This window comes from Paenibacillus sp. GCM10012306, assembly GCF_042649265.1.
Classification (GTDB): domain Bacteria; phylum Bacillota; class Bacilli; order Paenibacillales; family Paenibacillaceae; genus Paenibacillus_AQ.
The window spans coordinates 316,200-335,829 of the sequence record NZ_JBHRYW010000007.1 but is presented as its reverse complement, the minus strand read 5'-3'; the positions used below and the strand labels follow the sequence as shown (position 1 = coordinate 335,829).

At 46.0% G+C, this 19,630-nt stretch carries 18 protein-coding genes; 16 read left to right on the top strand and 2 right to left on the bottom strand.

Annotation, left to right across the window (positions count from 1 at the left end):
- The first annotated feature begins 1 nt into the window (after position 1).
- Together ACFORK_RS17455 and ACFORK_RS17450 are read left to right on the top strand one after the other, a co-directional pair.
- Complete coding sequence (locus tag ACFORK_RS17455) at positions 2–511, top strand: A24 family peptidase (protein ID WP_379201168.1); 510 nt, start codon at positions 2–4, stop codon at positions 509–511.
- Positions 512–527: 16 nt separating this feature from the next.
- On the top strand, positions 528–2,207 hold the full coding sequence (locus ACFORK_RS17450; protein WP_379201166.1) for a DUF6382 domain-containing protein: 1,680 nt from the start codon (positions 528–530) through the stop codon (positions 2,205–2,207).
- Between the two features lie 43 nt (positions 2,208–2,250).
- On the opposite strand, the gene ACFORK_RS17445 is transcribed toward ACFORK_RS17450, so the two are convergent.
- Both ACFORK_RS17445 and ACFORK_RS17440 read right to left on the bottom strand, forming a co-directional pair.
- Positions 2,251–3,150, bottom strand: coding sequence for a TIGR01777 family oxidoreductase (locus ACFORK_RS17445; RefSeq protein ID WP_379201164.1), 900 nt, complete (start codon positions 3,148–3,150; stop codon positions 2,251–2,253).
- A 54-nt stretch (positions 3,151–3,204) separates the two neighbouring features.
- Positions 3,205–3,669 (bottom strand): DUF2621 domain-containing protein, encoded by a 465-nt coding sequence (locus tag ACFORK_RS17440; RefSeq protein ID WP_379201162.1) that lies wholly within the window; start codon positions 3,667–3,669, stop codon positions 3,205–3,207.
- A gap of 170 nt (positions 3,670–3,839) precedes the next feature.
- Here ACFORK_RS17440 and ACFORK_RS17435 point away from each other — a divergent pair, with 170 nt between their 5' ends.
- The 14 genes from ACFORK_RS17435 to ACFORK_RS17370 all read left to right on the top strand — a co-directional run bounded on the left by ACFORK_RS17435 (position 3,840) and on the right by ACFORK_RS17370 (position 19,616).
- Positions 3,840–4,967 carry a deoxyribonuclease IV gene (locus ACFORK_RS17435; RefSeq protein ID WP_379201160.1) on the top strand — a complete coding sequence of 376 codons (1,128 nt, stop codon included), beginning with the start codon at positions 3,840–3,842 and terminating at the stop codon, positions 4,965–4,967.
- 48 nt (positions 4,968–5,015) lie between these two features.
- On the top strand, positions 5,016–5,915 hold the full coding sequence (gene purU / locus ACFORK_RS17430; RefSeq protein WP_379201158.1) for a formyltetrahydrofolate deformylase: 900 nt from the start codon (positions 5,016–5,018) through the stop codon (positions 5,913–5,915).
- Between the two features lie 235 nt (positions 5,916–6,150).
- Positions 6,151–6,915: a CpaB family protein gene (locus tag ACFORK_RS17425; protein WP_379201155.1), complete on the top strand. Its 765-nt coding sequence runs from the start codon at positions 6,151–6,153 to the stop codon at positions 6,913–6,915.
- A gap of 14 nt (positions 6,916–6,929) precedes the next feature.
- Positions 6,930–7,994 carry a CpaE/TadZ family protein gene (locus tag ACFORK_RS17420; RefSeq protein WP_379201153.1) on the top strand — a complete coding sequence of 355 codons (1,065 nt, stop codon included), beginning with the start codon at positions 6,930–6,932 and terminating at the stop codon, positions 7,992–7,994.
- Positions 7,991–9,427, top strand: a complete 1,437-nt coding sequence (locus tag ACFORK_RS17415; protein WP_379201151.1) for an ATPase, T2SS/T4P/T4SS family — start codon at positions 7,991–7,993, stop codon at positions 9,425–9,427. The genes ACFORK_RS17420 and ACFORK_RS17415 overlap by 4 nt, the downstream gene beginning before the upstream one ends.
- 12 nt (positions 9,428–9,439) lie before the next feature.
- Entirely contained in the window at positions 9,440–10,489 is a 1,050-nt protein-coding gene (locus ACFORK_RS17410) for a hypothetical protein (protein ID WP_379201149.1), read from the top strand.
- A gap of 74 nt (positions 10,490–10,563) precedes the next feature.
- The gene (locus ACFORK_RS17405) at positions 10,564–11,370 is read left to right on the top strand and encodes a hypothetical protein (protein ID WP_379201147.1); all 807 of its coding nucleotides are present in this window, start codon (positions 10,564–10,566) and stop codon (positions 11,368–11,370) included.
- A 58-nt stretch (positions 11,371–11,428) separates the two neighbouring features.
- Entirely contained in the window at positions 11,429–11,638 is a 210-nt protein-coding gene (locus ACFORK_RS17400; RefSeq protein ID WP_379201145.1) for a hypothetical protein, read from the top strand.
- Between the two features lie 6 nt (positions 11,639–11,644).
- A complete protein-coding gene (locus ACFORK_RS17395; RefSeq protein ID WP_379201143.1) occupies positions 11,645–11,788 on the top strand; it encodes a hypothetical protein in 144 nt (47 codons plus the stop codon).
- 15 nt (positions 11,789–11,803) lie between these two features.
- The gene (locus ACFORK_RS17390; protein ID WP_175370638.1) at positions 11,804–12,184 is read left to right on the top strand and encodes a hypothetical protein; all 381 of its coding nucleotides are present in this window, start codon (positions 11,804–11,806) and stop codon (positions 12,182–12,184) included.
- A gap of 18 nt (positions 12,185–12,202) precedes the next feature.
- Positions 12,203–12,700 (top strand): hypothetical protein, encoded by a 498-nt coding sequence (locus ACFORK_RS17385; RefSeq protein WP_379201140.1) that lies wholly within the window; start codon positions 12,203–12,205, stop codon positions 12,698–12,700.
- Positions 12,701–12,908: 208 nt separating this feature from the next.
- Positions 12,909–13,529, top strand: a complete 621-nt coding sequence (locus tag ACFORK_RS17380) for a hypothetical protein (RefSeq protein WP_379201138.1) — start codon at positions 12,909–12,911, stop codon at positions 13,527–13,529.
- A gap of 5 nt (positions 13,530–13,534) precedes the next feature.
- Positions 13,535–15,799 carry a hypothetical protein gene (locus ACFORK_RS17375; protein WP_379201136.1) on the top strand — a complete coding sequence of 755 codons (2,265 nt, stop codon included), beginning with the start codon at positions 13,535–13,537 and terminating at the stop codon, positions 15,797–15,799.
- 13 nt (positions 15,800–15,812) lie between these two features.
- Positions 15,813–19,616 (top strand): PKD/REJ-like domain-containing protein, encoded by a 3,804-nt coding sequence (locus ACFORK_RS17370; RefSeq protein ID WP_379201134.1) that lies wholly within the window; start codon positions 15,813–15,815, stop codon positions 19,614–19,616.
- Positions 19,617–19,630: the final 14 nt, after the last annotated feature.

Genomic DNA, 19,630 nt, shown 5'->3' with positions numbered 1-19,630 from the left:
AATGGCCGATTGGGCTTTTTGGGGCTGCCTTCCGTTTCTGGTGGCTGCACTCGTTACAGATATACGATCGATGCGGATACCCAATCGAATTACAGTGTCTGCATGGCTTGGAGGCCTATTGGCTCAGTCGCTCATGAACGGCTGGCACGGTCTTTTAATGTCAGTCATCGGGGCTGCTGGGGGATTTGCAGTGATGCTGCTTTTGCATCTTATCGGGGCTGTTGGAGCCGGGGATGTTAAGCTTTTTGCTGGCATCGGGGCCTGGACTGGCTTTATGTTCACAGCTCAGACCATCATGTATTCGATCTTGTTCGGGGCGGTCATCGGTTGGATCATCGCCTTGCGGCGCGAAGAGGCGTGGGTGCGGTTGCGAAAAGTTTTTGGAACAGTGGCGGGGGTTGTAGTGCTGCGCAATCTGGGTATAGCAAAGTCAGGCGGCGGGCATCTGCTGAAATTTCCTTTTATGCTGGCGGTGCTACCCGCTGTTGTATGTGCTTATCTATATTATTGAGGTTGGGAGGTGATCAATGTTGTTTGGTTTGACCCGTGATTTTATGCAAAAGGATGGCATCAGCATGATGCTGGGTGTTCCCGAAGGGCTGCGTGCAGAGCGGCTCAATATGGTACAGGTCCGTATGCTTATGAATTCAGAAATCCCACATCATTTGCGGTTGCAGCTCAAGGAGATCGACCTAAGAGTCACTCTGGAATATGGATTATCCCGCAAAAAAATGCTCAGCCATCTACTGAAAGGTGAGAAACTGAGTATGACCTCTTTCTTCGGTTTGCTGCTCCAGGTGGCTCAATCGATAGAAGAGGGTAGACTCTACATGCTGAAAGCCGAACAGTATGCGCTGCATGAGGACTATATTTTCGTCGAAGGTTCGCTACACTCCGGAAAAGTCTATCTGACCTACGTTCCCTTGCTAAGTCCGGATAATGTAATCTCTACCGGCCAAGGCTTTAGATCCCTGATTATGACGCTGATGGCTTCAGTGAAGGAGCTTACGGGCGATGGTGTACAGCGATTATTGCAATGCTGTGGAGAAGAGGACTTCACTCCCGTCCGTTTAAAAAAACTGCTGGCAGAGCTTCTGACTGAGGGGGAAGTGGTGAAGCCGCATTCGGAAATCAAGAGGGACAGCAATGTCTTGCCTTTCCCGAGATTTGAGAATCCTGAGCCGTCAATTTTATCTGATCAACCGTTAAGGACACGGCCATCAATCGGGGGTTCTGATAAGAAAGCGGGCATGCAAGATTCTGTTAGTGTACCTACAGCAGCAGGAGTTCCTCCGACCCCATGGACGGGTGGTTATTCCGCTTTTCAGCGGAGCCAGGAACAAACAAGTTCAGGGTTTACGGAAGCAGAGGAAACACAGCGGGCCTCGCCATACAGAACATATATCGTGCTTGGATGCTTGCTGGGCGATGCACTGTTGTGGAAATTTCTTTATATGAGTGATCCTTCAACTCTATGGCTAGCAGTGTGCGGAATCATAACGTTGCTGCTTGCGATTACATGCTGGCTGGTGTGGACTGGGGTCATCAAATTAGGTAAGAAGGAAGACGAGGATGAACCGGATGCAGAAGAGATTGCACGGGGGATGAGCCTCAGGGTACCGGACAGTTTTTTTGGAAGAGATTCTGGGAGGGATTCTGTAAGGGGCCTTAAAAGGGAATCTGAAAGGGACTCTATGAACGCCGGTTTATCACCACCGCTGTCCAAGGTAGAACCGTTGAAAAATAGGCAGAAAGTAGACAATAGCCGATCAGTGCAAAACCAGAAGCATCCTGCTCATGAATTTCCTGCTTCAGGCTCGTTACCTACCTCGGCAACCGTTCTGTTATCAGTGGAAAATGCGCCGGATAACAATGTGGCGACGGATAAGCACAGACGTGCTGCACCGTATCTGGAACGATGTGATCACAATAACAGCGGTGCGATTGAACGAATCGAACTGGATCGAGCAAGCTTTATTATTGGACGTTCGGAAGAGGTGGCCCAATATGTAGAAAAATCCGAGGGCACCTCCCGAGTGCATGCTGAAATACTCAAGAGTCCAGCCGGATATGTCATTAAGGATCTCGACTCCAGGAACGGAACTTTGCTACAGGGGGAGGCTATGATCCCATATAAAGAGTACCCGCTCATGGAAGGAACTGAATTTACTATTGTCAAAGGCAATTATATCTTTCATACAGCCTAGTCCCTGAATTCAATGTTGCTTTATTGGGGAGCTTCTACTTCTACTACGCCTTGAGGTCTTGCAGTGCAGTTTCTAGTGTAGGATGAGTGAAGCTGAATCCGTGCGCTATCGATTTGGAAGGAAGCACTCGCTGGCCTTCCAACAGAATTTCCGAAAGTTCGCCTACGGCTGTCTTCAAGAGGAATGCCGGGAGTGGAAACCAGTGTGGTCTTTTATACACCTTGCCAATGGTTCGACCAAACTGATCATTGGTGACCGGATTCGGGGCTGTGGCGTTGACTGGACCGGAAATATCCGGCGTATGGACACAGAAGTCGATTAGCTTCACGATGTCATCATGATGAATCCAGGACAGCCACTGTTTACCGCTACCTATTTTGCCGCCAACGCCTAGAAGGTAAGGAAGCTTCATCATAGGAAAAGCTCCACTTTCGTTGCCAAGTACGACTCCTATACGGAGCTTGACCCTTCTGATATCGGGATAGGCTGCATCTGCAGCATCTTCCCAAGCTTTTACGACTTCTGAAGGGAAATCCATCACATGGGCGGGAGAAGATTCATCGAAAGTATCATTGAAGGACGTACCGTAGATAGCCACGGCGGAGGCTTGAACGATCACAGGTGGCTGATGCTCCAGCGCATGCCACAGCTTGGCTGCCGCCGCTACGGTGACCAGACGGGACTGTATAATCGACTGCTTTCCTTTTGGGGTCCAGCGCTGACTTAGCGAGGAGCCGGCAAGATTGATAAGCGCGTCACTGTTCTCGGCAGGGAGGGGATTGACTGCAAGGCCGTCCCAGGTATGATAACTTAGCTTGGCATGTGATGACTTCACTTCAGGCAGCTTGCGGCCTACGATCAATACTTCATGACCGGCCTGAAGCCAGTAATCCTTAAGCTTGCTTCCGATGAAGCCTGTGCCGCCGCATATTACGTATTTCATACTGTATGCCTCCATTTCGCCGCTCGGAATGCCACGGAAGTTCTGTATGATGGTCTACTTGAACAAATGCTTGTAGGGAGAGTAATCGATTCCGTTCTTTTCAAGAAAACTGACGAGAAAACGGTTATCCCGCCGGGGGGTAGCAACAATGTAGCCCTTGATGCAATGATCGCGTGTAACTTCAGAGGCATTGCTCTCCACCGCTATCTTTCCGATCTCGGCAGCAATGGAATGTTTGGCGATATCTCGAAAGGGACTGGGCACCGGCTGAACGAGTTGATCCAAAAAGGCTTTAGATTCGCTGCCCCACAGTGGTCGGCTACGCTCCACCCAATAGTTCTGCCAATCAAGTTTGGACTTCCCATCGGCTTTGGGAAGCACTTTCAGAAATTTGCGAAACATAAAGTAGCCGCCGATACACATGGAGCCAAGTAGAAGAAAGGTCCAGAAAGCGATGGAGTTCATAAACCAATTGCTCGGTGCTACCGACAACATTCCAAGCCCTGATTTGATAAACATGTCCTAACCACCTTTAACAATGATTATTATCACAAATTTGTCTCTGGTCTAAAGTATAGCGTATTTACCAAGTTTTGCGAAGTCGGAATGCCAGCTTGGCATTGCCTAGATTTATTCCCCCGTTCACGGTAGAATATAGTTTAATTCGTGATGGAAAGAGGGAAAAAGGCATGCTGAAAATAGGTTCACATGTGTCCAGCTCGGACAAGGGTCTCCTGACCGCTGCTAAGGAAGCCAACGAGTACGGTTCTAGCTCGTTCATGTTATATACTGGGGCGCCGCAGAATACGCGTCGCAAGCCGATTGAAGCGATGTATCCCGAGGAAGGGAAATTGGCGATGAAGGCCAACGGGGTAGAGGAGATTGTTGTCCATGCCCCATACATTATCAATTTGGCCTCGTATAAGGACAATACGTATCAGTTGGCTGTGGATTTCTTGCAGGAGGAAATTCGCCGTACACATGCATTTGACGTCAAGAATATTGTACTGCATCCAGGTGCTTATACAGACAAGGATCCGGAATATGGCATCCAACGGATTGCAGACGGTCTTAATGAGGTGCTTAACGGTACTAATGAGACAGAAGTTCATGTTGCGCTAGAGACCATGGCCGGAAAGGGTACAGAGATCGGCCGCAGCTTTGAGGAGATTGCCTCAATCATTGACAAAGTCGTTCACAACGAACGGTTGACCGTTTGTCTGGATACTTGCCACATTCATGATGCCGGGTATGATATCGTTAGCGATCTGGATGGAGTGCTGCAACAGTTCGATCAGATCGTTGGTTTGAACCGCCTAGGCGTTATTCATATCAACGATAGTAAGAATCCTTCCGGCGCGCGCAAAGACCGTCACACACCGATAGGATCCGGCTTTATTGGCTTCGATGCGATCAATAAGGTGGTTCATCATGAAGCACTGTCGGGTCTTCCGTTTATCCTGGAGACACCATGGATCGGTAAAGATGCCAAGACACAGCGGCCGATGTATGAGGTGGAGATTGCCTTGCTGCGTGGCAACGTATCAGAGCGCTTCGGACCGGAGTTTCTGAAGGAGGTTGAGGAGCTGCATAGCTTCTTTGCCAAGCTGGAGATTGATTCCCGCCAGTATGTGCTGGATATCTGGAATCTGCTGAAGAACGATGCCAAGGCCAAGAAGGCTGACCCACGCGAGCCGCTGGAACGGTTGTATGATCATGTGGCGGCTGCCGGATTGTTCCCTGAACTCAGTGAGGAAGGTATCAATCACCGTTTGATCGCGTGGCTTGCCGGCAAACAAATTCTGGTTAACGCTTAAGCAAAACTTTAGACATGCGCAAGTAGATGAGAGGGTGGAACACAGAACATGGAATTACATGTAAAGAGAGATCATTCATCAAGCAGTCATCAATATCCGAATCGTGCGCGGATGCTCATTTCCTGTCCGGATGGACCGGGAATTGTGGCGGCAGTATCACATTTTCTGCACCAGCACGGTGCCAACATTGTTCAGTCTGATCAATATACAATGGACCCGGATGGCGGCATGTTTTTCATGAGAGTCGAATTTGATCTTTCGGAGCTAGGGGAGCGGCTGGAAGAACTTCGCACACAATTCAGTGCAGTAGCTGACAAGTTCAAGATGGATTGGCAGATCTTCCAGGTGAGTCACAAAAAACGGCTAGCCATCTTTGTTTCCAAAGAAGATCACTGTTTGGTCGAGCTGCTCTGGCAGTGGCAGGCCGGTGATTTGGATGCTGAAATTGCCCTTGTGGTGAGCAATCACACGGATATGCAGGCTTATGTGGAATCCTTCGGCATTCCATTCCATCATATCCCGGTTACTGCGGAGACCAAGGCAGCAGCAGAGAAACGGCAGCTTGAAGTCATCGGAGGCGACATTGATGTCATCATCCTGGCCCGTTATATGCAGATCATTTCGCCTTCATTCATCGAGCATTTCCGTCACAAGATCATCAATATCCACCATTCGTTCCTGCCTGCCTTCGTCGGTGGCAAGCCTTACGCACAGGCTTACCAGCGCGGGGTGAAAATTATCGGAGCTACAGCTCACTATGTAACTGAAGAGCTTGATGGCGGCCCGATTATTGAGCAGGACGTTCAGCGCGTTAGTCATAGCGACGATGTGAATGAACTGAAGCGAATTGGTCGTACGATCGAGCGTGTAGTTCTGGCCCGTGCCGTTAAATGGCATATTGAAGATCGTATTCTTGTGCACAACAACAAGACTGTCGTGTTTAACTAATTCAACTAACTTTTCGGTGAACGCGGGTGCAACCCTTGCAAACCCGGCGTTCACCGGATTCTTCATCAGCCGGAATGCTCATTCCGCAGAATCCCCCAGTGTAGTTCCTCTTGGATAATCTTATAACTTTCTTAATTCCCTACAGGTAAAAAAGCATTTTACCAGCATTTTGGATATCCATGCCAAAGTGCATTTTGTCGTGGGCAAAATTAGTATTTTGAAGGAGGCAGAGGGCTTGTCTTTACAGCGAAGGCATTTGCTAAAACGTAATTATTTTTTCGCATTTCTGATTCTGATTACAGGGTTCGGCGGTCTACTTGGCTACGATCTATATTTCAAGCCCTACGTGTTGGCCCAGACGGTAGTGAAGGTCAAGGTAGCAGACGGCAATTTTTTGCCTAAAAATTATGAGTTGACCGCTAGTGATCTGTACCTGGATTCTGTTCAGACCAAGGACATTCCCGCCGGTGTCGTTACAGATATCCGGAAGGTCGAACATAAAATCACAAATGTCAATTTAACGAATGGGAGTATTCTCACCGACTACCTGATTGATGTCAGCGAGCTGGAGCCTACGGCTGATGAAGGAATATTCCCAATTCCGAAGGAGGGGATTTATGCCATCAATGGTTCATTGCGCAGCCGGGACAAGGTGGATATTTATCTGGTCGAGGGTGATTCTCGCAATGCTAGTGCAGCTAGAGAGCGCAATGCTGCCAACGGTATAGACAACACGCCAGGAGTTTTAAGTGACGGTAAGGAGGCTGCAGAGCTTCCTGACTCTGGAGCATCGCTGTTTCTGGCCGGAGCCACAGTGAACTATGTGCGCTCGGAGGATAATAATGATGTGCTCGACTCGGAGCATGGCAACACGAATAATCGGTTCACATCGACGGGGAAGGTCGCATCACCTGAACTGAAGCTGAAGAAAAGTGATGGTCAGCGCTTAGGCCAATATTTGGAGCAGGGTAAGAAGCTGTGGATTGTGCGGGTGGAGTAGGAGGGAGAACGTAATTGAAGATTTTTAGCTTTGGAATGGATCAACTGACTGTCAATGAGATTAAAAATGCTGGCTTTACAGTCGTCACTCAAAATGTGCTGCCTGATCCGCCCCATACGGAGGGGCACATGCTTCTGGCAACCAGCGAGCAGGTCCCGGTACAGACTTTGCGTGAGCTGCGCCACCGATACCCGGTAACGACGATTCTTTATCTGTATATGCAAAAGGGAGTTCACGGCTATCAGCCGGTGCATATGTTATGCGAGAGCCTGGGGATTCATTTTATCCCGCCTCGATCAACTTCATTGGCGATTATCGAGAAAATCCATTTTATTCTGGAAGAGGACGGCGAGAAACGCAGCAATTTGGTTGGGTTTTTCGGGTCAGGTCCCGGAATCGGCTGCACAAGTGCGGCCAAGCTGTTTGCCTGGAGACTTGCTGCGGCTGGCTTACGCGTGATTTTACTGGGCCTTGATTTGTATGATCCAGGCTTTGACCGTAGAACAACAATCAGCCTGGACAGGCTGCGTCCAAGAATTACAGGCAAGATGCTGCACGCCGAGGATTTCGAGCAATTGATCAAGCAGGACGGCTATGCTTATCTGCCGGGCAACTATGACTACTTGAGCGCCCAGGATTATCAGGAAGAGGAGATCGAGTATCTTTTGGCCCGGGCAGCGGAGAATGCCGATATCGTGATTGCTGATTTTGGCTCCATTCCGGAAAGTGCTGCCTGGTATGTGGGGATGCATCAAAGTGCGCTGCGACTGATCGTCACCCATCCCAAGCACGAATATAGACTGGAACCCTTGCTAGAGTTGGCCGGGCACATGGATCTGGGACCACAGGATTTTCAACTGATTATTAACAGAAGCAATCTGGAAGAGATTACGACACCGAAAAATCTTGCGCATCGGATCGGCAGCGAGATTATGCTGGAAATCCCATATGTTCAATCCTTTCAGGAGAATCTCCCGCTTGGCAAAAGAGAGCTTCAGCAGGTCGATGATAAGGTGCGTTTCTTAATGGTGGCACTTGGATTGGCACCTGAGACACGCAAGAAGGGATTGTTCTCATGATTAGTGTTCAGGAGCCTTTTTCGCTTAAAAGAAGTGTGATGCGCAGCAGCAAGCCCGGGAAAGAAGATTTCTACGCTTTTCTGCAAAAAATGAAAAATGATATGAATGCGGGATTGGAGCGGGAGGATGATTACTATTTCCAGCTTAATGCCAAGGCTCTGATTGGTGATCCCCAGGCGGTCAGTTATTTTATGAATGAAATTGAAAAGTATCTGCGCAAAACACCGTTCACAGGTCAGGTGCCGGAGGCCTACCGGACAGCAGCGGAGGCTCTTTTCCACGAATGGAAGGGCTTCGGTCCAGCCTACCGCTGGTTTACCGACCGGGCATACAGCGAGTCTACGGGACTGCAGATGATAGGAAAACAGATCTTTTATAACCACAAGGGACAGTTCGTGCCTTATCCGTACGAGATGCCTTCTCTGGATCGGGTGGAACAGCTGAAGCGATCTTTGCTGAAGAGCGACCCTAACAAAAAGCTGAACAAGGATCACCCTTCGGTTGAGTTTAAAATGGACGATCCACTCTGGCCCGGACGTTTCATCCGGCTGGCAATCTGGGTGTCCCCGCGGGTCTGGGAGGGCTTCACGACAATCTCGCTTAGACGTCAGGTTGTGGAGTTTCTTGATCTGGATGATCAGGCTGGCACGGAATGCATCCCGGTAGAAGCTGTGGAGCTGATTCGGGCGCTCGCTGGGACATTCCGTAACACGATCATCGCAGGTGCTGTCGGTTCGGGTAAAACAACGTTTGCCAATACGATTGTCGGTGAGCAGCTGCTGGGTTCTACCTCCTGCATGGGGGTGGTCATGATTGAGAAGCATCCGGAATCTACGCTGCCGTATCAGATCAAAGGCCATCGAATTATTCCAATCCAGGCAGCTAATGAGGAATTGATGGAGGTCGGCGTGGAATCGCTGCGGCATGACCCAAACATCGTCTACATGACCGAGATGCGCTATAACGAATGGGAATTTTATCTCTGGAGCGGCGAAAAGGGCTATGACGGCATCACCGGCACGTTTCACACAGTTGACTCGGAGGATATTCCGTATCAAGGGGCTTTTGCTGTATCGACTCGGATTGGTGGTAGCCTGGAGGGCCATCTTATTTCTGCCCTGAAGGCCTGTGAACTGGTCTTTATTCTGGAGAGCATTCCTAATGGGAAGAAGCGGTTGTCCCGTATTTCGGAGGTGTTTTACGATGAGGCCCGTAATTCAGTTTTTGCCAATGATCTGATGCGCTGGGACGAGGTGCGGGCGGAGTGGACATACAACGATGAGCTGACAGAGGCGCTGATGACCAAGATGGCGAAGAAAAACGCCACAGCCGCCAAAATACTGCTCAAGGAGCTTGGACATCTGGCCGGTCTCAAACCGATGGTGGAGCCCCTGAAGGAAAGCTTGAAATCGCGGATTGTTCTTAACAAGTAAGGCGGTGAATCTATGAATCTTTTGCAGTATTTACTACGGTTTGCTCTGCATGTTCTGGTGGTATGGGCATTATGGCTGATGATTAAACCGCTCGTAGAGCAGCATTTGCGGCAGCTTGGGCAGAAGTTGGATCAGAAGCTGCACCGTAAGGCCAGCATGTTCGGGCAAAAGGTCAGCAGGTTTCGGAAGAGGCTGTGGATCTATCGCCATCTGGATCACCTGCTTTATTTTGCTCAGCGGAAGTACGAGCCCGGGATCAGTGTGATGCGTTTTATGTTTGGTTCTGGCATTGTGTTTACGGCGGTTTTCTTGTCTGGTCTATTGACACTAAGCGAGCTTCCCGGTCGTTTGAGCTTCTCTAACCCTTTTATGGAGGGAGTTACTTTTAAGCAGGGGGTGCCCATTCAAGGGGCCTGGCGTTTTCCGTTATTTGCAGCTTTTATTTCTGCGATGATTCCGTACTTCCGGCTAAGGTATGTCCATGCGCAGCGTAAGGTAAGAGGAAGCTACGATCTACTGGATGTGGTAAAAATATCGACGAAATTCACACATCTATCGGTAGATTCCATCCTGAACAAAACAGCGGATTTTCTCACAGAGGATAACGTGCTGAAGACCCCGCTCAAGCTGCTTGGCGCCGCCTTTTCCAATTACAGCAGTGAAAGAGAACTGAATGAGGAGGCTGCACGCTTCTCTTCCGCGATTGGAACAACCTTCGCCGTGGAGTTTGTGTCGGATTTGTTGTATTCGGAGAAAGAAGGTACACGTTATCTGAAGAACTCGCTTATGATGCTGAACCGCTCGATGGAGCAACAGCGCGAGACTATTATTTCGGTAAAAGCAAACAGTCGAGACGCAATCAGCCTGGGGCTGTACGGTAATCTGGTGGTGCTATTTTCTTCTGTCGGAACCTTTATCTACATGCTGAAGCCTGATGTGTACCTGCGACTGCAGTTTGAGACTCCGCTTGGCCTGACCTTTTTGATGATCATTATTACGGGACTCTTTATTTCCTTTGTCATCAGCACGGTTCTTGCCAGACCTAAACTGGACTACCATTAAGGTGATGAACTATGGATAGATTATTTTTATTACTTGCCACATTGGGAGTTGCGTACGTTGCGTTGCTAGTTTTTGTGAGCAGTAGCAGTAAGCAGGAACGCTATATTCTTAGGCTTGGCCTAAAGTGGAATAAGATTGGTGAGCGTGTACAGAATGACCGCCTTCAGCAACTGCTGGATCATAGCGGAATACCTGTATCGGCCCAGAAAATCACCCTGTTTCGCTACTCTGCCGCGCTTATCTATCTTCTGCTCCAGATTATCGGAGATTTCATTCGCGCCGCACCATTTTCACTCTATGATCCATTGATTGCAGGTCTCATTCTAGTGGTTACTAGTCCTGTGCGCTATCTTCCGTTCGGCTGGCTGTTGTCATGGTATCACCAGAGAACGATGGTTCAAAAGGACGGTGAGCTGATCTCCTTCATTCGTCTATATGAGAATAACAGGCTGCGAAAACATGGATATGTCCAACTGTCTGCTTTTTGCGGAGGCTCTGCAGATCATTTTCAGTATATCCGCCAGGATCTGCGTGAGTTGTCAGAGCGTGCGGTCGATGAAGGGGTGGAACCGGCCATAGAATGGTTTTGTGGAAGGTTTCCGGCGAACCATAGCTTTATTAACGATATCCGTTCTATTTTGCTGGCTACCGAGAGTATGGACGACGATGTCGAAGCCGCCAACTATTTGCGGGAACAGGGGAAAATCATTTCGAAAATCTCCAGCGATCAGTATTTGCGAAAATGGTCCTTTATCGGGGATATTTCAACGATTGTGAACGTAATTCCGTCGATCGCCACCTTTTTGATGATTGTTTGTTTGGCGATGCAGTACATCATGTTAATAAAAGGGGATTTTGGCGGTGTAGGTATGTTTCAGTGAAAAAATGTCATATTCAAGAATCGAATAAAAATATACAATTAAAAGGGAGATATTAACAATGAAAAAAGACGCTATATCTACAGGTATGTTTATCGCTATCGGATTTTTGTGTGTTGCTATCGTTATCGCCATCCTGGTTCCTGTCGTCAGGGATGTCGTTAATAATGCGCGTGACAGTAAACCGGACATTCCTAAAGTGATGATTGTACAACCGTCTGGACAGATTCAAAGTGCTGCAACCCATTTGTTGTTAAACGGTCAAGTGTAACGAGTTATGAAAAAGGACTCTATTTCTGTTGCGGTTTTTCTGGCCATAGGCTTTGTCATCGCCGGGATATTTATCACTGCGGCTACTGGCATTATTGGCGACAGCCAGGATGACATCATTACTTATACAAAGCAAGTAGAGCAATACTAGAAGGGGGCAGAATCCGTGAAAGCGACTGTCCTCAGGGCATTGTTCATGTGGCTTGTCCTCTTTATTATTTTGCAGCCGATATTCACTTATCTTGATTATTTACTCGATCTGCAGGTAAAGGCCAACACCTCTTTTCTGACGCAAAAGGCGGCTACTGAGGGAATGGTTACCTCTGCAATGAGAAGCGAAGTGATATCTAACCTGAAGGCGGTCGGTTTTCCAGAAGCTTCGATCTCAATCACCAGCAGTACGGAAAGCGTGCAGGCGCGCAAGCAGCGAATTGACGTCTATGTAACAGCACCGCGACTGAATCTGTTTCCTTACAAATTCTCTGGCATGTCGCAGCCGACACGTTATTACGGGCATGGATCCATAATGAGTGAGTATTTGGACTAGATGGGGATGGGCTAACAGATGGACTATATTATCAAACTGGCTTTTGTGCTGCTGATCTTTATTTATTCCTGGTTTTTTCAGATTCAGAATCAGGAATGGGACACCGTGCGGAGCATGCTGAAGGATGCTAGTAACGTCGCAGTCCATGATGCTGCACAAGAAATGGATGAGACTGCCCGCGCGCAGGGCCGGCTGATTATCGATCCCGCCCAAGCTTATGCGACCTTTGAGGATTCGCTTCGCCATAATTTGGGGCTAGGTATTGATCTCTCTCCCAAGGCTGGAAGTAGATTTCGAGACAAGGTCAAAATCGTAAAGTTCGATATCGTAGATGAATCCAAAGGAGCAAGTTTCCCGCTACTCTACGAGGACCGTAAATACGGCATCACCAAATATATACAAGGTCCTTCCGTTATAGCGGTGATAGAAACCAAGCATCCGGTATTGATTGCTAGAACAAAAAAGCAAGAAGCCATTACCGTACCGGCAGTTCAGGAGTACAAGTACAATAAGTAATTTTAGCGGCAACTGGAGCCTGTGAGGATGGTATTATCTCGGGCTCTATTGCCGTAATACATAACCCTGTTTTTGGCGGATGACCTGTTCAGGTATGGCGGAAAAACTACCCGGTGGAGATGAACTGAAGCATATTTGGAGTGGTAAGGCTGATCTGTGGTGAGACTTAGCAGGGCATCAAATAAATATTCTAAAGGAGATGTTTCGAATGAAGAACACAATGATGAAGGTAACTCTAGCAGCAACCATGTTGGTAGGTGGAATTTTGGGACAGGGTGCAGTGGACGATTCGAAAGCAGATGCAGCAGCAGCTCCTACTACAAAAGCCCAGCCGGTCATGACAGATAACTTGTTTAAGTTTGGATTGAAAAAGGACATTGAGCTGCCGGTTACTGTTACTGCTGGGGGTTTGAGTTACACGCTGGAGAAGCTGATGTTCTACGACGTGAAATCTACTGAAGCGCAAACGCTCATGAAGAAATATGGTTATTCAGATAGAATTTATAGAACACCTACTAAATATATGGTATGGACAAAGTTAACCATTGAAAATAAAAGTAATAAGATCATTCAGCAAGGTGCAAGAGATTTGAGTCCGAAATGGCGTATAAATGTAAATGGCAGTAGCCTCGATGCACCCACTCCTGGAAAGAAAGTAGATGAGCTCAATAATAGAGAAGCATTGTGGGATTGGGTATTGAAACCAGGTGAACAACTATCTACCTATCAGATGTATGGATATATTAAAGATCCTAAAGATATCTCTATTTACGTTAATGTTAATGGCCAATTTCAAGAAAAATACATTGTGAATATGCCAGAGGAATAGTCTATATGAAAAAACTATGCATTGCTATATTTACATTTACGTTGTTTTTAACATCTTTTTCGCTGGAAACGAGGGCAGCTAATACGCTAAACAAAACAGTGTCAATACCCTCAGAAATTCTTACTGGATCTGCCAATAGTCAGAAGACATATTACTTAGATCTTCCTAGTGGTGTATCCAGTTCTTCGATTAATACCTCATCTCTAAAGTATAATGGTACTAGTCAGAGAGTAAATTTATCAATAGAGAATGGGAAAATAAAAGTGACTTTAAAGGGTGTGGAATCGAAGCAACGAATCGATAATGTGCTCGGGTATTTCGGTTCTTTTAGATATCTATTTGAAACAACGCCCGGCAATTCAATTTGGCGATATTCAGATGGTGTGAGATGGCAAATAAATGAGTGGGACCCCTACCTTAACGCTCAGAAACATCACAATACGAATGGACAAGGTAATGAGATACCTAGAGAAGATCCCCCGGATATGAAGGTGGTGACTCAGTCAGAAGTATCACGATCCGGGATTAAATGGTACGACAAGAGTGTGAATTCGGTAATTGATCCAACTCAGATCATAGAGTCCTCTGTCCAATTAGTTGTACCTACAGATCTTCTTCCACCAACATATGTTAATCATAATGTAGTAAATGGAAAACAATTTATAATCTATTATAAAACTGATGCGGCTTTGAAAAATTATGGTCCTGAACCATTGAGTGAAAATTTTGATAAAAGCGGTCATGCATTGGGTAGACGGTATAGAACAGCATTAAAATACTACTTTACAGCCTCAGCGAATGTAACCTCTTATAAATATAGTGGAGATATCTCGTTTGATTACAATCTCCCAACAGAACCTACCCTTACCGGAACAGCAACTCTAAACAAACCTAATCCAAATCCTACAAAACTGGGAGATACGGATGTACCCGTGCAAATCGCTTTAATGGGACAGCTGCAAGGTTACACGGATGCCTCAAACATTCAAGAGTGGGTCTTCTATGCAAAAGAGAAAAATAGGGACCAGACCCTACAAACGAAAAAAGAAACTGCAAAGACTTTCAATGTTAGCACCGTATTTGATTTTACGATAAAAAAACCGGATGTGAAGGGCGAAACCCATACTCAAGATTATGCGCTAAGGGTTCTTGTTCGTTTCAAAAAACCTATTGTTACTAAAAATGGACCTATTGATTCATTGGAACAGCTTTTAGAAATTTCGGCGGGTGTTTATAAGAATAAGCCTGAGGTTTCTTTTCCTTCGCCCCCAGCCGTTCCTACACCCCCTGAAGGAAAGCCACCTGTAGCAAGAATATCAGCACCAAGATACATAAAAGCTGGGGATGATATGCTTGTTAGTGGAGCTGCTTCCTATGATCCGGATGGATACATTAAGGATTACTGGTGGGATACCTCGGGAGCACAGGGGGAGATCGGAAACAACTCAAGAGGTTATGTCTGGTATACCAGAGAGCAGATTGGAAAGACGTATCCTATTGCGCTGACAGTTGTAGATAATGATAATCTATTTGGCAGTACAAGCACCCAAGTTACGGTAATTGAGCCAACACCATCAGCGAGTTTAGTAATAGAAGGGACGCTTAAGCAAAATCGAAAGACTACATTAATGTCTAAAAGCCAGAGTCCCACACGGTTTCCGTTAGTTTCTTCAAAGACGAGAGTGACCATAACCGCTGTCTCTGGCGGAACGAATGCAGATATTAAATATGCCGGTACATTATCTGATTTTGAAAGTAAAGATATTCTATTCAAAAGGGCTGGTAAATATAAAGCTTCGATTTATGTAGAAAACACGCTTGGATATTCTGCTACAAACGAGATTACTTTTGATATTATTCCAGATGAAGCACCATATGCTTACTTCACTATGCCGGCAGTAGTCTATAGAAGTCCTGATTACGGAAACAAGGCAGTAGTTTCTTTGGATGATATGTCGTATTCCCCTGATAAAGATGTAGTGGGACGCAGATTGTGGGAATATCGCTATGACTCTAATAATGACGGAAGTTTTGACGGAGAACCATGGGTGATCTTCAGTAATGACAATGAGGATCGTTTAAATCTGCTGCTTAGTGAGGTTGGGAAATATGAAATTCGCCTAACCGTTTTTGAGGAATTTGGTCAGCCTACGATCGATGAGTTCGTCACTTTAGCAGACCGTAAATCCACAAATTCAGATGGACAAAAATTAAGCTCACGGATAGTGGAAGTGAAAAATCGAGCACCAGAAGTTGATTGGTCCTGGTAGAAGAGGTGATTAAATGACAAAAAAAATACTATCTTTATTCCTTGTAATCTCATTGGTATTTAGCGTTTTTCCTAATTATTATCTTCAAACCGCCGAAGCTGCTACTGGTGATCCGAATATTATCAATTTCAAAGATATAAACATACCTGCTGCAGCACAATATTTTGATGCAGGGTGGAGATCCGGTAATATTACTGCATCTATCAATGATCACAAGCTAACGAATCTTAAATATAATAAGGCAACAGGACAATTAACATTCGATCTGAATTCAGATGCAACAATGACGACTACAGCAAACTTAGTTCCTTCTCAAAGTTCTACAGATGTACGTGTCATTGCGAACGATCTCTGTGTAGCGGCAATTGGAGAGGGGCAATCAACAGATCTACCGGCAACTAGTTATGGTTGTCCAAATGGCTGGTATTCCAATACCAGTTGGACCCCGCTACAAATGACTTGGTTTCAAGGGCCGTTTGCGGAAAATTCCATTTCGCACACATTCAATTTAGCAAAAGATGTTTATAGTACAAAAAAAGGGGCTGGAGGCGTTCCAGTAGGATTAGTGATGAAATATTACTTTTCAGCGGGACAGCAGGATTCAATGCGCAGGGGTCCTATGTATGGAGTAAGTGGTCCGTCAGTTAATATAACGCTTACCAAAGTATTTCGCTTAATCCCTAATAGCCCACCCACCATTTCTTTAAACACACCGAATAACCAGGTGCTGCAAAATGAGCCTGGGAGAAATACACTTAACATCGAGGGATATGTTCATGATCCTGATAATGATAATCTAATCATAAGCGCTGAGATACCCAATATTTTTTATAGGAAGACAGAAGTATCTCAAACACTAGGTTATCAGTATTTCTCCATCCCATTAGACGCTATAGGGGATTCGATTCCTCCTGGCGATTACACGATGACGGTAAAAGTGGCAGACCCTTCAAATATGTCGGATTCGGTGAATTTGAATTTAAAAGTAACCAACCGGCTAAAACGTAATGCTTTTGTTCTTGTTAATACTCCAATCGTGAATAGTGGTACTACCTATGAGGACTATGAAGGTGATCCTAAGTATGCCGAACGGGTAAAATATGATCATGATCCGAATTACTTTGATAACTCAATGGGGATTATCGGTGATTCGGGACTATGGAGAACAAGTCTTTACACTTCTTTTCCTTATACGGGTCAGTACGTAGTGAGTTATCAAGCAAAGGATAACCCGAAGTCGGATGCTCGCTTTGCTGAATATCAAATGTGGAGTCGTGATGCAGCCTCAACGATGAGTTTTCAAGTGCATCGCAAACCTATAGCATTGTTTTCGGCTAAGCTAATAAATGGAAATGTGCAATTGGTAGATTTGTCCTACGATTTAGATCATATCTCAAGTTCTGATAAAGGGATTATGCAGTGGCAATGGCAATATAAAAAAAGTTCGGATGAGATGTGGACAGACGGACAGCTGCAGAATGTATCTTCTTCAACTGAAAATTATAATATACGTTTGAGGGTTAGAGATATAGACGGCAATAATGGAATCGGAGTTTGGAGTGACTGGTGTGAACGAACTGTTGGGAATACAGCAGGGGTTCTACCGCCTGTAGCAATGTTTACCGTTAATCCAAATATCGTATCCTACCGCAAGTCCACAACCATTACGGACAAGTCCTTCGATCCAGATAATGCTCCTTTAGATATATATTACTGGACTGTAATTAAGGATGAATGGAATAAGGTATTTGAACATTGGGGTGGTGCAACTATTCCGCCCAATATAGCATCATATGGAGTTGGTAATTACGAAATCAGACTACAGGTTCATAATAATCGTGGCCTGTGGTCCGAAGCCTACAGTCAAAATGTGCTGGTGATCAATCACCCGCCGGCTGCTGCTTTTATGATGCCAAGCGAAGTGTACCGTGATACGGTTATTACGATGGATAACTTAACTCCTGATCCGGATGAAGATGGAGATGTATTAGCTTATGCCTGGAATGCGAAATTTAATAATTCTCCTTACTACTGGGCAGGAAACAATCGATATCAGTCTATGACTATTCGAGAGCTTATTAATCGAAATGGAATATCCCATAAAAAAGCGATATCAGATGGTTGGGAAATGCAGCTTCAAGCATCAGATGGTATGTTAAGTTCTTACGCTACTCGAACCTTTGCTGTTAAAAATCATATACCGGTTGCTTTGATTAATGGACCGTCGTCCGCAAACCAATATGATACGAAACAATACACGTCAGGAGCTTACGATGAGGATACATCAGATCAAAGTTCTCTAGAGTATTACTGGAAAGTTAAAAGCAGTGATGGATTGATTAAATCCTATACTACTCGCGATATTGCGCTTACTTTCCTAGATCCAGGAGTATACACAATTGAACATTGGGCGATCGATCAGATCGGTGACAAGTCAAACATCGCTGCTCTACAAGTCAATGTGAAGGAAAACTTACCACCATCGATGGCTTTAACGAACCCAAGTGGTACAGCTACTAATCCTACGGTAATTGATGCAGTGCTAGAAGGAGATCCTTTAATTAAATGGATGTATGCCGATCCTGAGAATGATCCACAGGAAAAGTATAGATTGGAGTTTTTTATGAAGGATGGACTCTTAGTGAAGACCATTGAAAATCCGGATCCTACTGGTCTACTTAGGCAGTATCAAATACCAAATAATACTTTTGAACGCTTTGAATACTTCACGGTTTTAGGACGGGCCTATTCTAAAAATTCGTGGTCTGAGGTTTCCAATGAAAAGTCGTTCATCATCGACAACCCGCCGAGACCTGGGTTTACGCTGATTACAGATACAGGCAAGGATGCTACGAAGGTGCCGATCTATCGGACGGATGTTCTAAACATCAAGAGCACAGCTTCCGATCCAGACGAGTCGAAGGGAGATAGCATCAGTTACAGATATTATCTCAAGCCTGGAAGTGGAGCAGAAGCACTTGCTAGCTCACAGAAGGACATCACCAAACAGTTCACATCTAACGGTACATTTACCTATCGTCAGGTTGTTACCGATTCGCTGGGGCTGTTCAGAGAGCTATCGCAAAATATCACTGTGGTGAACCGGTTGCCGAAGGTCAACATCACCTATCCAACAAGTGACAACCCTAGTAAGCCAACAATCGCCAGTACACTGACTCCAATCATCAAGTGGGATTACCAGGATGAGGATGGAGATCTGCAGCAACGTTTCCGTGTAAGAATCATCAATCTGGCTACAGGAGCGATAAAAGTACAATCCGGGGACCAGGTCTCAGGTGCGAAGCAGTGGCAAACTCCAGCCGGAGCACTGATCGAGAATGAAAAGTATGCGGTAGAGGTTGAAGTGTTTGACGGTTTCGATTGGAGTAATGTTTCCGCACGGAAGTATCTCATGGTGAATTTATTGAGTGTTAAAGGCGGAGTGAAGCATACGGAAGAGTGGAATTTGAACCGACAGAATTATAATCTGAAGAAGAGTGGTGACAGAGAGCAGCCACGGGGTTATAGCGTGTTTTGGGCGGGAGAGAAATTTGTTTTCCTGGCGGACACTACAGGGTTGCCGGATACGGTGGAGGTGACTATGCCGGGCGGATACAGCACGCAGCTTCGTCCGGATAATGAGGATAAGCTGGTATGGAAGGGGGAGCTGTATGACTCCTCTTTTGAAAAGCTGCCTGACGGCCCCCTTACGTTCACCTTCACGGCTACGAACGAATATCAGGTCAAGATCGATAAGGTAACGATTCAAATCCTGGACGATTGGTCAGAGTATTTCCGGTTTCATCGCATAAAATAGCACGCGTGAACGGT

Coding starts and splice junctions, on each gene's coding strand:
- ACFORK_RS17400 (WP_379201145.1), top strand. CDS start 11,429: ATGAAAAAAGACGCTATATCTACAGGTATGTTTATCGCTATCGGATTT.
- ACFORK_RS17375 (WP_379201136.1), top strand. CDS start 13,535: ATGAAAAAACTATGCATTGCTATATTTACATTTACGTTGTTTTTAACA.
- ACFORK_RS17370 (WP_379201134.1), top strand. CDS start 15,813: ATGACAAAAAAAATACTATCTTTATTCCTTGTAATCTCATTGGTATTT.
- ACFORK_RS17380 (WP_379201138.1), top strand. CDS start 12,909: ATGAAGAACACAATGATGAAGGTAACTCTAGCAGCAACCATGTTGGTA.
- ACFORK_RS17385 (WP_379201140.1), top strand. CDS start 12,203: ATGGACTATATTATCAAACTGGCTTTTGTGCTGCTGATCTTTATTTAT.
- ACFORK_RS17445 (WP_379201164.1), bottom strand. CDS start 3,150: ATGAAATACGTAATATGCGGCGGCACAGGCTTCATCGGAAGCAAGCTT.
- ACFORK_RS17440 (WP_379201162.1), bottom strand. CDS start 3,669: ATGTTTATCAAATCAGGGCTTGGAATGTTGTCGGTAGCACCGAGCAAT.
- ACFORK_RS17455 (WP_379201168.1), top strand. CDS start 2: ATGGCCGATTGGGCTTTTTGGGGCTGCCTTCCGTTTCTGGTGGCTGCA.
- ACFORK_RS17395 (WP_379201143.1), top strand. CDS start 11,645: ATGAAAAAGGACTCTATTTCTGTTGCGGTTTTTCTGGCCATAGGCTTT.
- ACFORK_RS17410 (WP_379201149.1), top strand. CDS start 9,440: ATGAATCTTTTGCAGTATTTACTACGGTTTGCTCTGCATGTTCTGGTG.
- ACFORK_RS17435 (WP_379201160.1), top strand. CDS start 3,840: ATGCTGAAAATAGGTTCACATGTGTCCAGCTCGGACAAGGGTCTCCTG.
- ACFORK_RS17415 (WP_379201151.1), top strand. CDS start 7,991: ATGATTAGTGTTCAGGAGCCTTTTTCGCTTAAAAGAAGTGTGATGCGC.
- ACFORK_RS17450 (WP_379201166.1), top strand. CDS start 528: ATGTTGTTTGGTTTGACCCGTGATTTTATGCAAAAGGATGGCATCAGC.
- purU (WP_379201158.1), top strand. CDS start 5,016: ATGGAATTACATGTAAAGAGAGATCATTCATCAAGCAGTCATCAATAT.